Genomic DNA, 14928 nt, shown 5'->3' with positions numbered 1-14928 from the left:
GGCAAGGATCCCATACCGTAGCCCCATCTCACCTCACACACAAAATACAGGAAGCACCCTCTTTATCCTGCATGGTGGTCACCTGTAGTGATACCCGAACGCCAGAATCTGATACCAGTGGAAAGTTAATCTGTCATCTTTTAAAAGAGCAAGGACACAGCATTGCAGAATACCGGATCATTAAAGATGAACCGACCGAAATTAAGGCCCTCCTTCTCCAAGCCATTGGTCAAGAGGCCCTTCAGGTTATCATTATCAATGGCGGGACAGGTATCTCACGGCGAGACTCCACATTTGAAGCCGTTGATGACTTTTTAGAAAAACGACTTGATGGATTTGGGGAGATTTTTCGGTTTTTGAGTTATCAAGATATTGGATCCCCCGCCATGTTAAGTCGGGCCGTGGCGGGGACACATGGAAAGCTTGTCGTTTTTTCTATTCCAGGTTCTCAAGGGGCGGTCCGCCTAGCAATGGAGCAACTTATTCTACCTGAAATAGGGCACATAACTGGAGAGCTAACGAAGTAGGCAAATCTAAGCATCTTCCTGAAAATTCAGTTTTTATCCTCATTATGGAACATTCAGAACACCTCTAACGCGAGCGGGGGAGGAATTTTACACGCTAGTAAACCATCTTTCCTTCCGCCACCATTACCACCTGCCCTCCCACTTTAATTTCCTTAATCACATCATCATCAGAAAAAACCTGCACCAAAATACGGGATGGCCGGTCAATTTCATACCCCTGCTCCATAACTATTTCGGTGGTTGGACCAACTTCCACGACTCCATTCTTGACTAAATAGGCACCAAGGGCGCCACTTGCGCTGCCGGTTGCAGGGTCCTCGGAAATACCAATTGGATCGGCAAACATTCTAGTGTGAACAGTGGCGCTTTCCTCCACTGTCATCGTCGTGAAGATCATAATTCCATTGGCCCCAAAGCGAGCACAAATCTCTAGAACTTCAGAATGATCAACCTCCATGGATTTTGCGGCCGTCAAGCTTCGTATAGGCACAACGAGCACCGGCAATCCTGTCGAGACCACTTCAACAGGGAAAATTGTGTCGGCAATGAGCGATCTGTGAATTCCCAAAGCCTTGGCAATATCATAAATGGCTTCCGCCTGTGTGATGACATCGATAAATTGCGGAGAGGGTTGCGACATAATGACCTGTTCAATTTGCCCCCTCAGAACAATGAGGTCAAGCGCATACAAGCCTAGGGTACATTCATAGAAAACTTTCGTCACGGGCTCCTGCAAGGCCAGATGTTTCATTGTTCCGAGAACATAGAATGTCCCCAAAATTGGATGGCCTGCAAACGGAATTTCCTGAAGAGGGGTAAATATTCTGACCTTAGCGGCAGCCTTGGGATCGGTAGGCGGTAGGACAAACACCGTTTCAGACAAATTCATTTCACGCGCAATTTGTTGAAACTCCCGTTCACTAAGCTCTCCCGCTGAGGGAAACACCGCTAAAGGATTCCCGCCAAACGGCTCACTTGTGAATACATCAACCTGATAAAATTGCAGCCAGTTTTTAGGAGAATCCATAATCAACTAGAGAAACATTTCAGGACGGATTAGAAACATGTCACACGAATTTCAAATCCACAAAACCTTACATGGTTTTGCATAATATCCGAACACTTTTACTGCCCTCCCGTGACCATGCATTCTTCATACACTCGTTGCCAGTCAGGAACGCCTCTACCCCCTAACCTTGCATTAGTCATTTCTTCACATCTAAAAGAATCATTTTCATTTTTCTGCAGATTAAACGTCTCTTGGCTTTCCAGATTTCCGGAACACCCTATAGCCCCAAGTAGTAACAAAAAAAATAAAAATCCTCTTAGTTTTTTCACCAGGATAATCTCAGAAATTTTTATTTGTCGGGTAGCTTTGGACCACCTACCCTCCCATCAAATTCCATTACAAAACTTTAAGACAATTTACACTATGGGCGCGATCGCTTCATACGAACGAACCAAGGGATTACGCACATAATCCTCCACATAGTTTTGCAATGATCCATTGCGATACAATCGATTATTGGCAAACTTAGTACTAATTTTTGGCAGAATCCTTATTTTCACTCCGGTCTTACTTACAAAGTCGTCAATGTGAACCCCCGCAATATCGCGACCTGGACCTCTTCCTGACTCCACAATACATTGAGGGACATGGATAAATTTTTCCTTTGTCAATCGTTTGGCTATGTCATTCAGGGTCAGCAAGACCGTACAATCAGAATCTCCTCCAAGCGTGGCATTCGGAACAGAGAGGAACCTGGCTCGATTTTTCCTGAACATGGCTAAAATCCGATACACACTACCCGCCATGACAATTGAATCACGCTTTTCCAATTCCAAAGAATCAAAGAGACTAACAATACGCTTCCGATTCAAAAAAGCCGTCACATAGGCTTCCGTATGAATTGTCGTAAAATTTGGAAGGTCCGCATCGTATATTCTTTCCGCTTCAACAGCAAGATATTTTCTACCTTGTCGCATCACACGAGCTGTGTCCTCTTGAATCCCGCCCACCGGCGTCAAACATCCCATCCACAGTACGCATCGAGAATTGATCCGGGAAATCTTTTCCGCATCTGTGGACATCGTATTTTTATCAAAAGCATAAAAGTTTGCCGAAGAAACCGCTGGGCCATCCAAGACCTTCATCAGATGTTTCACAGATGGAGCATGCGGCATCAGTTTTTGTCGATACTCTCCAAGGGTAATGACAGATAACTCAAAATTAATTCTTCCAGGGTATTGGTCAACCAACCGATGAATCTTGGGAACATGGACAAAACCAACCGTAAAAAATTGAATGTTTTTATCGGTAAATTTCAAAAAATCTTCGATCCACTCCATGGCCTTTGGATGAAGAAACAAATCGGTCCATTCCATGTATTCATTACCACCAAGGCACCAGAACTGAAGAGGATCCGTTGGCTTGGAGCTAATATAATTCAAAATGAACTGCCAGTCCTCTTGGGAGGTTTTTGGTGGGTCCAGCGTTTCTCGGTAGGAATGATCTAATTCATAACAAAACGCACATTTGACAGGACATTCTTTTCCTAGGCTCAATGGAATTTTTCCTGCATCCATTTCCCGCTTCAACACGTCCCGGTAATCGTGTCCGGCAAATAGCTTTGGAGCTTCTAATATTGGAAGTTCACGCAATATCGTCAACCCTTTCTAAAAAAAAGACCGACTGTGGGTAGCCTGAAATCCAATTGACAGTACCACTGCTCCTTTGAAACACTTGAGAATCTTAATCGGCCTGCTGAGTATTATAAGACCTTCTGATAAAAAATTCATACCTTCTCAAGGGATTCAAACTTTATGACCCTAGAATACGCACTGCTTCTCTTCAATCTAAGCGAGCCGTTTTCGCATGATGTCTTACAGCAACGCTATGAAGATGCCAGGCGAATCTGGTTCCCATCACGTTACGCGGGCCTCACCAATAATCCAGCGAAATATATGGAAATGTACAAAAAGGGAGAGACCAAAACTAAAGAAATTCATGCAGCCTATCAAATTCTATCCGATCATCTGCGGAATTCCGGTTCCTCTCCACAAAAATATGATCACGGAGCAGAATGACTGACCACCCGGGACATTCCGGGCTCACCTTTTGAATTTTTCTCGGAGGGCGCATGAGACACAGGCCAAGTAATGAGACCTTGAACCCCATCGATTCGCGGTTCATCCTGCCCGGCTTTCATCGCATAGATCTGAGGTAGGTAATTCGTACCGAATTTAGAAATGTAGAGGAATACATGCTCACGAGCATTGACTCTAACAGCCCATGGTTCAAAGTCCTTCTGATAAAACTCCTCTGCCAATTGCATGGCCTCTAAACAAGTGATCCCACCAGGTTCCTTAAGCGTGTAATAGTAATCGAGAGGCATATCATACTCTTCCTGCTTATGAATGGTGATACCAAACTTATCGGGATTCCGAACCATTGGCGTATGCCGGTAGGCCACAAAATAGAATAATTCCACAGAATGAATATATCGCTTATTATCAAGAAGAAATTCCCGTGTCTCCTCCGCCTCATCTCGTGTTTCACCTGGAAATCCATAAAAAGCCATGACATGATTCCAGATCCCGGCTTTGGCAGCCTCCCGTAGATTGTTTTCAATCACAGCCTTTTTCGCATGCTTATCCATGAGCTCCAAAACACGCTCATTTGCTGATTCCATTCCATAATACAGGGTGCAACAACCTGCTTGAACGGCTTGCTTCCAAATTTCAGGATCCTGCAATGATTCCTCAAACCGGATTAATGTCGTCCATTTTATCCCCACCTGCTCCTCAATCAACAATTGCGACACTTTTTTCAATAACGCGGGAGGATAGGATTCATCTGAAAATAAAAAGTGCTCTGCCTGATATTTTTCTTTCAATGCTTTGATTTCTCGGACTACATCATGCGCGGGTTTTCCACGATACTGGTCGAAATATCCCTGTCCATGATCACAAAAGGTACATCGTCCCCAGTAACACCCTCGTGTGGCTAGGTAAGGTAAAATTCGAACCGGGACGAAATAGGCATCCAACGGCAATCCCTCAAAGTCCGGAAGAGGCAAGGCGGTCGTCTTTTCTGTATATATTTCCTCATTCACACGAATCTCCCCCTCTTGATGCCACATCAAGTTAGGGACCTTTTCCCAGTCTCGTTCCCCCGCCAGAGCTTCCAGCAACCAAACCAACGCATGCTCGCCTTCATACAAAATGGCCGAGTCAAAGACTTGCGTAAAAAATTTCTTCCGTTTGGGAAGATCATCTTTTAACCGGGTAATCACGTTGCCACCCACCGTCACATGAATGTCAGGGAATTCCTCTTTAATCATTTTGCAAAAGGTCATGCCCGCCAAGAGTTGCATTTGGGTTCCGACGGAAACTCCTATCACTTCCGGTTTCTCTTTCTGAATGGCAGGGAGCACTAACTGGCGGCACACATCCCGATACACGTTGACAAGATCGTCATCCAGGCATGCCAACACTTCAGTCGAGACTCCCGAGCGATACCCCAGATTACTTTCCATGGGATAGAAGACGAGGGAAGCAGGAAAATAGGCTGCAGAAATAAATTGCATAACATCTCTAAATATTTTTAAGGCCCATTCCAATTTTTCTGCATCATAAAATGCCTCGCCTCTCACGATGACTTTGGCTTCAATAGCTCGTTCAGCCAATTCCATCACGTCTATAGCATCTTGGGATCTCAAACAGGCCAGTCGGTCTCGTTCAAAATCAGTCAATTCATTTCGGGCGTCCCGTTCGTTCAAAGTTCGTCGCTGCTGATCCATTCGAAGCTTGACCCAGATTAGAAAGGTATCACTAAAAAACCAGTCATACATTTCGATGTTGACATCTTTCTGTATCACCTCATGTCCATATGAGCGAAGAACGGCAGTTAGACTTGGCAGGGCAAGATAAGGAGCGGTTGGAACCCATTCCGGAGGAAAGAGCAACATCGTTTTAAAGGTCCGTCTGGATTTATCGACGGAACCACCACGCTCGATTTCAATTAAGGATTCAGTCATATGATCAACACTCCTGACATTAGACAGAGGCTAATTTCGATGAGGAATCATGTGAGTCGAGGCGAAATTGCAGAGAAGGTAATTTATTGGTTCCGAAGTGGGTCACGTATAAAAACACATATTCCCGAATAAAGATTTTCAAATCCCACCCCGCATAATGATTTTGTTCAAATTCTTCGAATACCCGTTCGGCATCCTCAACACTCAATCCTTCTTTCACCGTAAAATAATAATCCAAGGCCAAATCCCATTCCGGATTTTTATAATAGGTAATGCCGAATTTTTCAGGATTTTTCGCGACGGGAGTATGCTTGCTCAAATCAAAGGTACCAAATCCAATTGAATGGACGTGTTCTCGATTATCTTCTAAAAATTGGATAGAAAATTTCGCATCTTGGTATGTTTCCCCTGGGAACCCAAAAAACCCCATGACATGATTCCAAACCCCATGTTGGGAGGACAACTCCAAGCTTCGCTGGATTACCTCCGTCGTGGTTGCCTTGTCCATAAGTTGAAGCACACGCTCACTTCCGGATTCATAGCCCATATGGAGAAATTTGCATCCAGAAGTCTGGGCATCCGCCCAGACTTGATCCTCAAGAAGACTCTTTTCGAAGCGGATATGTGTGGTCCAGGCAATATCTAATTTCGACTCAATCAATTTCTTCGTAAGCTTCCTGAATAAGGCGGGTGGATAAGACTCATCCGTGAAATGAAAACTCCGGGCATGATACTTATTTTTCAAATAGGTGAGTTCTTCAATAATCTGCCAATCCCTTTTGGTCCGGTACCCTGCCGTATAACCCTCACCATGGTCACAGAACTCACACCGTCCCCAATAACATCCCCGAGTGGCTAAATAGGGAAGAATCGGCTCAGGTACAAAGTATTTCTCTAATGGCAATCCGTCGAAATCCGGGGGAGGCAACTCGCCCATATTTTCGGCGTAGGATTCGGAATTCACATGAATTCCCGCTGCATCTCTGAATAGTAAATTAGGAACATGCGATAAATCCCCATCCGAGCCTATGGCTTCCAACAATCGCAACAGGGCAGTTTCACCTTCATAGACAATCGCGCTGTCAAATAAGGCGAATAACTTTGGAGTATCTGGAAGCACTTCCCTCAGGCGGGTTACGGTATTGCCTCCAATGGTTATATGAATATCAGGGAATTGCTCCTTAATGAGTGCACAAAATGTCATAGAGGAAAACAATTGTTGTCGAAGAACAATTGAAATCCCAATGACATCGGGCTTTTCAGCTAGAATGGCAGGCTTCAGGATTTCCTCAAATACGTCCCGATAGACATTGACTTGAGTATCTTCAACGGCTTCCAGCACTTCGGACGACATAAACAGCTTATAGGATAAATCAGTTTCCATGGGAGGCATGCAGATTCTTGCGGGGGCATACACCAAGGATATTGTGGCAGTCACCTCCCTAAAGGTATTCATCACCCATTCCAGCTTCTCACTTTCATAAAACTCTTGGCTTCGAACAATTTCCTTTGCTTTCTCAGCTCTTTCAGCTAAATCGCTCATATAGCCTCGGGTACAATTGCAGAGAGCTAACTGAAGATCCACTTCCGCATCCGTTAACTCACGACTCTTCCCAATCTTTTTGAGGCGATCAAGTTGCTGAGGAACTTTTTTAAGAATGCGACGGAGGAAATCCCGACTAAAATACCAGTCGTACATTTCTAAATTAACATCTTTTTGAACGACATCATGACCGGCAGATCGAAGAAAAGCCGTTAGGGTTGGAAGGCTCAGATAGGGTTCAGAAGGATACCAGTCCGGGGGGAAGACCAACAGGATTTTGGCCTTACTGGATGACTCTTTAAAGTTGGTTGATCTTGGTAATTGAATTTTATCAGGGCGAATCAAACCACCTTTATCATAATTTATCCTCATTTTTACACCCTAGGTAAAATGGTTTACTCGCGATTAGGTCAATCAAACCAGAATGATGATAAACCTATTCATCTATATTCACATCTAAACTAACCCATTGATTTTAAATATTTTTTACATCAGATAGATTCACCATTCTAAGTCCTTGAAAAAACCATGGTCAAGGGCAATTGCATAGGAGAACCGTAATAGGAAAATTTAAAATATTTGACCGAATAATTATTTGACCGAATAATATCTTCATATTAAAATCACTTATCTGCCCTTGGAATTCCTTCCTTGTCTGGTAGCGTACCCTTCATCAACAACTCTTAAATTTCTTAGGATCCCTAGAAATGAGCCGTGAGGAAATGACAATGAGCAATACAATCATGCCTGGATGCCGGAATTGGATGTCGTACTTAATGGATTCACTAGTCAATGCTGGAACAATGCCCTCATGGGAAGCCCTCCAATATCTCGTGACTAACCTGCTAGGTGAGGCACCCAATCCGCATCTCCATCAAAGCAAATCCCCTTATGAAACCATACAACAATTCCTCCACCGTATTTATGGACCAATCGTTGAAGCCGCCTCCCGCACAGTTAATATTCCAGGCCAAGCCATGATTCATATGTTTACGGATATCAGTCTCATGGGAAAATCGGCAGTTTTGGTCGTGTATTTTCCAGGACAAAACGCTCCGCACCAATTGTTACTATTAGACTCGGTGCCAGCCTGGGACTTGGTATTTGAAAATTCCTCTGCGTTCGATAACTGGGCCGAAGAACGATATCAATGGATCGTGAAAGCCCTTCAGAGCATTGGACACCCCATTGAATCTTCCATGCTTGAATGCTCCGACACCCTCCAACCGATACTGGTCTAAAGACTAAGCATACTTGTTAGGGCACAGGCGAAAGAGCCAGGTAGGGCGAAACTACTCCCATCTTGGGCCATTAAAGAAGGCTCAATTAAAACGCGACCATCCCAGGACAAAATTTTTCGTGGGGTTGCTTGGAAGGAAAGCACCAAAAATACAAGAAAGGGTCTCACTTAGATGGGACTTTCATTGCCGGCTACCCTAGCCAGACAGTCTTTCCTTCCATCAGACTTGACAGTCCAAGTGACGAGGCGCTATCCATGAAACCTTACGAAACATTATGAGGTAAATATGCCAATCAATGTATTACTTAAAAATTCACCGCGAGGAAGGGGCCCGGAACCAGACCAAGCCCGTTCAAAAGAATTCCAGAAACTACCAGAAGTGGAAAAGCGGGCAAAGGAAGCAGAGTTGGCAGCCCAAGAAATGCAGGACTTATGGGAATCTCAAGAGGTCGGAATTACCAAATGGTCGGGTGAACGGGGCCAACGATATTCTGATCCAGATTAGCACTTGTAGCTTTCAAACCAGCATCATCGCACTCCTCTTCCGGTTTTTTCCTTGAGGTTTTAATAGAACGATCCCGTAAATTCAAAAGTCAAAAGCTGCACACCACAATCCTCAAGTAGGGTCATACCCTAAATTTGAGGAGAGCCACCGTTCTACATCCGATACATCCATCCCTTTCCGCTTACCATAATCCTCGATTTGATCTTTCTTTAATTTACCAACAGAAAAGAATTTGGCTTGGGGGTGAGCAAAGTAGAAACCACTAACAGACGCAGTGGGATACATCGCGTACGAATCGGTCAATTGAATACCTACCGTTTTCTCTACCTGAAGCCAGTCAAACAGATGCTGTTTCTCCGTATGGTCGGGACAGGCCGGGTACCCGGGTGCTGGACGAATTCCACGATATTTTTCCTGAATGAGTTCGTCGTTTGTCAATTGCTCATCTTGGCCAAATCCCCATACCTGCCGGACCTCACGATGGAGCCATTCGGCAAAGGCTTCGGCCAAACGATCAGCCAAGGCTTTAGTCATGATGGCATTATAATCATCATGGTCTTTTTCAAAACGCTGACAAACAGCTTCGATGCCGATTCCGGCCGTAACCGCAAACCCACCAATATAATCAGCCATACCGCTGGACTTTGGAGCCACAAAATCGGCCAACGCATAGTACGTGTCACCTTTGGGTTTTTCTACTTGTTGACGCAAGGTATGAAAGACCGATACCGCTTCCGAACGGGTCTCATTGGAATAGATGATGATGTCATCATCCTGACTGTTAGCTGGAAATAATCCATAGACACCTTTTGCCGTGAGGAGCTTTCCGTCCATGATTTCCTGCAAAAGCTTTTGAGCATCATCAAAGAGTTCTTTGGCTTTTGGCCCAACTACCGAGTCTTCAAAAATCATTGGATATTTCCCACGTAATTGCCAGGCGCGAAAAAATGGAGACCAGTCAATTAGGGGGACAAGGGTCTCCAGGGAAACATCCTCAAGAACTTTCACACCAAGGAAAGTTGGCTTAGCAATACTTGTCGTTTTCCAATCTATGGCGAACCGCTGCTTTCTTGCTTCCTCCAGTGATACGAACTTTTTGGCCGTGTTTTTGGACAGATACGCATCTCGCGTTTTCCGTTGTTTTTCTTGAACTTCCTGCACAAATGCATCCTTCTCGTCCGGACTCATTAATTTGCGCACGACATTGACCGCCAAGGACGCATCTAAGACATGTACAACCGGGCTGGTATAGCCTGGCGCAATTTTTACGGCAGTATGGGCCTTGCTGGTGGTCGCTCCCCCAATTAACAGAGGGATAGAGAAACCTTCTCGAGTCATTTCTCGTGCATTATGAGCCATTTCATCCAACGAAGGTGTAATCAGTCCGCTGAGCCCAATCAGATCAACTTTTTCCTGACGAGCTGTCTGCAAAATTTTGTCACAAGGAACCATCACACCCAGGTCAATAATTTCATAATTATTGCAGGCCAGTACAACTCCAACGATGTTCTTCCCAATGTCATGCACATCACCCTTTACTGTGGCGAGCAGGACTTTACCCTGGCTTCTGCTCTCGCCTTCAACTTTTTCCGCATCCATAAACGGCAATAAATACGCCACAGCTTTTTTCATGACCCGCGCGCTTTTGACTACTTGAGGCAAAAACATTTTCCCCGCACCAAATAGCTCTCCGATCACATTCATCCCATCCATTAATGGGCCCTCAATGACATCCAGAGGCTTATTGAGCTTCTGACGGGCTTCCTCCACATCAGCATCAATAAATTCAACAATCCCTTTAATCAAGGCATGGGCCAGACGTTCCTCTACTGTTCCCTGCCGCCACGCATCATCTTTCACAATCGTTTTGCCCTGTTGTTTTACTGTCTCAGCAAAGGTCACTAATTCCTCAGTGGCTTCTGACCGTCTATTCAACAGGACATCCTCTACTAAATTAAGGAGATCTTTGGGTATTTCTTCGTAGACTCCTAACTGACCGGCATTCACAATCCCCATGTCCATTCCCGCTTTGATGGCATGGTAGAGGAACGCAGAATGAATGGCTTCGCGCACTGTATTATTTCCACGGAATGAAAACGAAATATTACTGACCCCCCCACTGACTTTACAGAAAGGTAATGTGGCTTTGATTTGTCTAGTGGCTTCAATGAAATTCACAGCATAGGCGTTATGCTCTTCCATGCCTGTTGCAACCGTCAAAATATTCGGATCAAAAATAATGTCCTCCGGCGGAAAGTTGAGCTTTTCGGTCAAGAGACGATAGACCCTAGTACAGATTTCCACTTTTCGATCAAGCGTATCGGCTTGACCGGTTTCATCAAATGCCATGACGACAACAGCGGCCCCATAGCGACGAATCAGGTGAGCCTGCTCAAGGAATTGAGCTTCGCCTTCCTTGAGACTAATGGAATTCACCACACCTTTTCCCTGAATACACTTCAGGCCAGCTTCAATGACGGACCATTTAGAGCTATCAATCATGATTGGCACACGAGCGATATCGGGTTCGGATCCGATGAGATTCAAAAATTCCACCATGGCTTTTTCCGAATCCAGAAGGCCTTCATCCATATTCACATCGATAATTTGCGCACCCCCTTCGACTTGTTGACGCGCTATGGCCAAAGCTTCTTCAAGTTTTCCGTTTAAAATCAATTTTGAAAATTTTGGCGAACCCGTCACATTCGTACGTTCTCCAATATTGACAAAATTGGATTCCGGTCTGATGGTTAAAGGCTCAAACCCACTTAACCGAGTCATACGGGGAACATGCGTTTTTTTGTGCGGGGCGCAATCCTTGACCCCTTCGGCTATGGCCCGAATATGCTCGGGTGTGCTCCCGCAACACCCGCCGACAATATTGACCCATCCCTGGCTGGCGAAATCCCTGAGATCCGCGCCCATGCGTTCTGGTGTCTCATCGAACCCGCCAAAGGCATTGGGTAAACCCGCATTGGGATAGCAACTAATATAGATGGGCGCCACATTAGAAAGTTCCTCAATATAGGGCCGCATTTGCTTGGCCCCTAATGCGCAATTAATCCCCACACTCAAAAGATTGGCATGGGAAATAGAATTCCAAAAGGCCTCGATAAGTTGTCCTGATAACGTACGGCCACTAAGGTCCGTAATGGTTACCGATGCCATAATGGGCAATTGACGCTGAATTTCATCACAATACCGGGCAATTGCATAAAAGGCGGCCTTGGCATTTAGAGTATCAAAAATGGTTTCAACAATAAGAAGGTCAACACCCCCTTCCACCAAACCCCGCACCTGCTCATAGTAAGCTGCTTCTAAATCATCGAAGGTAACTGCTCGAAATGCTGGGTTATTCACATCCGGTGACATCGAGGCCGTTCGATTTGTAGGACCAAAAGCTCCGGCGACCCAACACGTCCGCCCAGGTTGTTCAGCTTGCACCCGAGCAACAGCCCGCTTTGCCACCTGCCCCGCCGCCAAATTCAATTCATACGCCAAACCCTCCATCTGATAATCAGCCAGAGATATCGAATTGGAATTGAAGGTATTTGTTTCAATGATATCGGCTCCGGCTTGCAGATATTGCACGTGGATATCTTCAATAATCTTTGGTTGTGTCAGAGTCAGCAGGTCATTATTCCCTTTGACATCACAGACATGGTTGGCATAACGTGCCCCGCGAAAATCAGATTCACTCAAATTATGGGCTTGAATCATGGTTCCCATGGCACCATCCAGCACAAGGATCCGAGATTCTAACGCCGCTTCCAGTGTGTTCATTCTTACCCCCTCATCAATCAAAATACATCTCAACTCACGGTCAACAACTGAGCCCTATTCCCTCATTTTCAAGCATCATTAATCTTGACTTCCAGGAATTTCAAGAAATAGGATGACAAATCTGCCATTCATCCTTTTATGACATTTTTCTTCTCACTTTGTAAAAGGCCTACTTCATGGGTAGCCTTTGCTATCTTGGCCTCCCTACTTTGTAGCACAGGGGGATTCTTATGGCCTACCCCCGCTATAGCCAAACCCTACTTCGAAGATGGTTATTTAGGTTTAACCCAGGAAGAACTACGCCAAACATTAGGAATACCGATGGCAGTTCGATCACGAAAGGCCGCCCTTCGTGTTTTCAGCTATTATACGTTCCCCGATTGGGAAAAATATTTCAAAAGTTTGGTTTCACCAGGAAATGGCGAGGATGTGTACACCTACGTTCGGAATGGTATCCAAGTTCGGTATTCCTTCGCTTATATTCCTGATTTAAATGAAGGCAAAACCATTCCAACCCTGTATGTGCAACGATGTGAAGTGGAATTTTCCCCTTCGGTTCCCCTAAAAAGCATTCCTTCGCTCGTCCCTGAATTTATCCCCCCAACAGAACAATCGGCCCCAACCTTTCGATCCAATCTCTGGGTCCTGATTTTTAAGGGTGAGCCTTCACGAGAGGCCGATTTCATCGTCAAAGAACAGGGAAAAAGAAATCTCGCATGGTCTCTAGCCTATCAATTATTTGCTATTAATGGAATTCCCAGCGTTCTTTCAATTGACACGCCGATCGACCGCCTCGAAATCACCACTCAAAGCCTCCAAATCGTGAGGACCCAGCAACGATTAACCCATGAATCCACCCTCAATCCCTATTCACCTGAATTTCAGGAAAGTCTTTCTCCTCCTTCGCCACCGATCAAATCCGTTCCTCAACCTCACTATGATGATTGACCCTCTGCAAAGATTTTTTTATGGAACTTGACCACTCCTCAGCGTTACTCATATCGAAGATCCCGTTCTTCTCCTATTGATAAATATCCCTCGCCCCATTGATTGGGGTCTTCAATATTCCAATTATTGGTATCGCTTTCTAATTTCAATCGAATCCCCCAGTTGCCTCCAAAAACAATAAATGTTGAACCGGAACCGGAATCTTCTACCCTTTGGGCATAAGCAGGTCGGATTGGTTGATCAACATCCTCACACCACCCCGTCACCGCACACCATTCTCCCTGGGAAATCCGATCATAGGATTTCACGTGTGATACACTCCGAGGAGGCCCCAACTCCTTAAACCGTAGGAAATATGAGCCTTCAAAATTGGGGTTCTGTTCAACTTCGAGAAACATACACCTTTTCCTTGACCCACCTTGAAATCCATTGCTAGAGTAATGAGTAAATTACCTTAATTATGATAACACACGAAAATATAAAAATTTCTCCTCCGTCTCTATCTGAAGATGGAAGCATTTCCCCCCAGGAGACTGAAGAGTTTTCCAAGCAGACAAGCAGCGAATCTCAAGTTACGCCATGGATCTGCCGACGCCCAGTTCGGATCACAATTTATGGGTTTTTGGTAGCCTTTGCGCTATGGATGCTCGGATGGGGTGTCGTACCTCGATTACTCGACCCAACCTTCGAACAGCACCTACAAGATAAATCTGTTATGGCTGGCATGAGTCGTGAGCAAGTAATGGATGCCTGGGGCTCCCCCTATCAAATGAATGTCAGCTATACGGAAAAAGGGATCAGACGAGAAGAATGGGTCTATGAAGACTGGCTGGATTCAAGCACAATTAAGCACAGATATCTCTATTTTGAAGAAGGGAAATTAATAGGAGGTTGGTATTGAGAAATGTGCTTGGCAAACAGATTCTGTGGTCAAGCACGACTCATCAGAAAAGGCCAGGGCACTCCCCATTCTTATCTAACCCATGATTGGAATTTGCTTAAGGAGTTTCGGTAATTTGAGCTCGCCTTATCTTTCCTGTTCCTCCAGAAATAACTAAGACTCGTTTCCATTCACGGATTTGATAAATTCCCCAAGCATTTGGTTGCCCCTGGTAAAATGCCAGCGAATCTTCCCCTTTGGCACTTAAGTAAGTTGGCTCGGTAAATCCTTCATCCATCACATATTCCATTAGATTCTCTGCAGTGACCCCTTCGCCACGCAAAGTCACGTTTGCTAATAATTCTAAAATGGCACCAGGATCCGCAAGATTAATGGGTTGCATTGTTACTGACTCCTTTAATATGTGATAATATAATTTCATTACATAGGCACTTACCATGTC

12 protein-coding genes are annotated in these 14928 nt (G+C 44.9%); 5 read left to right on the top strand and 7 right to left on the bottom strand.

All coding sequences use genetic code 11. The annotated features are described in order from the left end of the window. The first annotated feature begins 71 nt into the window (after nucleotides 1–71). Nucleotides 72–527, top strand: a complete 456-nt coding sequence (locus PJI16_19355; protein ID MDT3779722.1) for a MogA/MoaB family molybdenum cofactor biosynthesis protein — start codon at nucleotides 72–74, stop codon at nucleotides 525–527. A 94-nt stretch (nucleotides 528–621) separates the two neighbouring features. Here PJI16_19355 and PJI16_19350 read toward each other — a convergent pair whose 3' ends face one another. Beyond that, nucleotides 622–1554: a PhzF family phenazine biosynthesis protein gene (locus tag PJI16_19350; protein ID MDT3779721.1), complete on the bottom strand. Its 933-nt coding sequence runs from the start codon at nucleotides 1552–1554 to the stop codon at nucleotides 622–624. Between the two features lie 398 nt (nucleotides 1555–1952). After that, nucleotides 1953–3188: a hypothetical protein gene (locus tag PJI16_19345; GenBank protein ID MDT3779720.1), complete on the bottom strand. Its 1236-nt coding sequence runs from the start codon at nucleotides 3186–3188 to the stop codon at nucleotides 1953–1955. A 162-nt stretch (nucleotides 3189–3350) separates the two neighbouring features. Here PJI16_19345 and PJI16_19340 point away from each other — a divergent pair, with 162 nt between their 5' ends. Then, complete coding sequence (locus PJI16_19340) at nucleotides 3351–3614, top strand: hypothetical protein (GenBank protein MDT3779719.1); 264 nt, start codon at nucleotides 3351–3353, stop codon at nucleotides 3612–3614. Here PJI16_19340 and PJI16_19335 read toward each other — a convergent pair. Further along, complete coding sequence (locus tag PJI16_19335; GenBank protein MDT3779718.1) at nucleotides 3599–5566, bottom strand: radical SAM protein; 1968 nt, start codon at nucleotides 5564–5566, stop codon at nucleotides 3599–3601. The genes PJI16_19340 and PJI16_19335 overlap by 16 nt on opposite strands. 19 nt (nucleotides 5567–5585) lie before the next feature. Further along, entirely contained in the window at nucleotides 5586–7481 is a 1896-nt protein-coding gene (locus PJI16_19330; protein ID MDT3779717.1) for a radical SAM protein, read from the bottom strand. 356 nt (nucleotides 7482–7837) lie between these two features. Between PJI16_19330 and PJI16_19325 the strand changes: the two genes are divergently transcribed. Beyond that, nucleotides 7838–8350, top strand: a complete 513-nt coding sequence (locus PJI16_19325) for a hypothetical protein (protein MDT3779716.1) — start codon at nucleotides 7838–7840, stop codon at nucleotides 8348–8350. Between the two features lie 615 nt (nucleotides 8351–8965). Here the strand turns inward: PJI16_19325 and metH are convergent. Next, nucleotides 8966–12637, bottom strand: a complete 3672-nt coding sequence (metH, locus tag PJI16_19320; GenBank protein MDT3779715.1) for a methionine synthase — start codon at nucleotides 12635–12637, stop codon at nucleotides 8966–8968. Nucleotides 12638–12958: 321 nt separating this feature from the next. On the opposite strand from metH, the gene PJI16_19315 reads away from it, so the two are divergent. Further along, nucleotides 12959–13585: a hypothetical protein gene (locus tag PJI16_19315; protein MDT3779714.1), complete on the top strand. Its 627-nt coding sequence runs from the start codon at nucleotides 12959–12961 to the stop codon at nucleotides 13583–13585. 44 nt (nucleotides 13586–13629) lie between these two features. Here PJI16_19315 and PJI16_19310 read toward each other — a convergent pair whose 3' ends face one another. Then, nucleotides 13630–13983: a hypothetical protein gene (locus tag PJI16_19310; protein MDT3779713.1), complete on the bottom strand. Its 354-nt coding sequence runs from the start codon at nucleotides 13981–13983 to the stop codon at nucleotides 13630–13632. Nucleotides 13984–14045: 62 nt separating this feature from the next. On the opposite strand from PJI16_19310, the gene PJI16_19305 reads away from it, so the two are divergent. Continuing rightward, nucleotides 14046–14486 carry a hypothetical protein gene (locus tag PJI16_19305; protein ID MDT3779712.1) on the top strand — a complete coding sequence of 147 codons (441 nt, stop codon included), beginning with the start codon at nucleotides 14046–14048 and terminating at the stop codon, nucleotides 14484–14486. Between the two features lie 97 nt (nucleotides 14487–14583). Here the strand turns inward: PJI16_19305 and PJI16_19300 are convergent, their stop codons facing one another. Then, the gene (locus tag PJI16_19300) at nucleotides 14584–14868 is read right to left on the bottom strand and encodes a hypothetical protein (protein MDT3779711.1); all 285 of its coding nucleotides are present in this window, start codon (nucleotides 14866–14868) and stop codon (nucleotides 14584–14586) included. Nucleotides 14869–14928 lie beyond the last annotated feature (60 nt).

Origin of the sequence: Nitrospira sp. MA-1 (assembly GCA_032139905.1) — a bacterium.
Taxonomy (GTDB): Bacteria; Nitrospirota; Nitrospiria; order Nitrospirales; family UBA8639; genus Nitrospira_E.
This window is presented reverse-complemented; position numbering and strand designations above follow the sequence as displayed.

Bases quoted from the DNA above. Each gene is read 5' to 3' on its own strand.
- PJI16_19315 (MDT3779714.1), top strand. From the start codon at position 12,959: ATGGCAGTTCGATCACGAAAGGCCGCCCTTCGTGTTTTCAGCTATTAT.
- PJI16_19305 (MDT3779712.1), top strand. From the start codon at position 14,046: ATGATAACACACGAAAATATAAAAATTTCTCCTCCGTCTCTATCTGAA.
- metH (MDT3779715.1), bottom strand. From the start codon at position 12,637: ATGAACACACTGGAAGCGGCGTTAGAATCTCGGATCCTTGTGCTGGAT.
- PJI16_19340 (MDT3779719.1), top strand. From the start codon at position 3,351: ATGACCCTAGAATACGCACTGCTTCTCTTCAATCTAAGCGAGCCGTTT.
- PJI16_19325 (MDT3779716.1), top strand. From the start codon at position 7,838: ATGAGCAATACAATCATGCCTGGATGCCGGAATTGGATGTCGTACTTA.
- PJI16_19300 (MDT3779711.1), bottom strand. From the start codon at position 14,868: ATGCAACCCATTAATCTTGCGGATCCTGGTGCCATTTTAGAATTATTA.
- PJI16_19350 (MDT3779721.1), bottom strand. From the start codon at position 1,554: ATGGATTCTCCTAAAAACTGGCTGCAATTTTATCAGGTTGATGTATTC.
- PJI16_19355 (MDT3779722.1), top strand. From the start codon at position 72: ATGGTGGTCACCTGTAGTGATACCCGAACGCCAGAATCTGATACCAGT.
- PJI16_19330 (MDT3779717.1), bottom strand. From the start codon at position 7,481: ATGAGGATAAATTATGATAAAGGTGGTTTGATTCGCCCTGATAAAATT.
- PJI16_19310 (MDT3779713.1), bottom strand. From the start codon at position 13,983: ATGTTTCTCGAAGTTGAACAGAACCCCAATTTTGAAGGCTCATATTTC.
- PJI16_19335 (MDT3779718.1), bottom strand. From the start codon at position 5,566: ATGACTGAATCCTTAATTGAAATCGAGCGTGGTGGTTCCGTCGATAAA.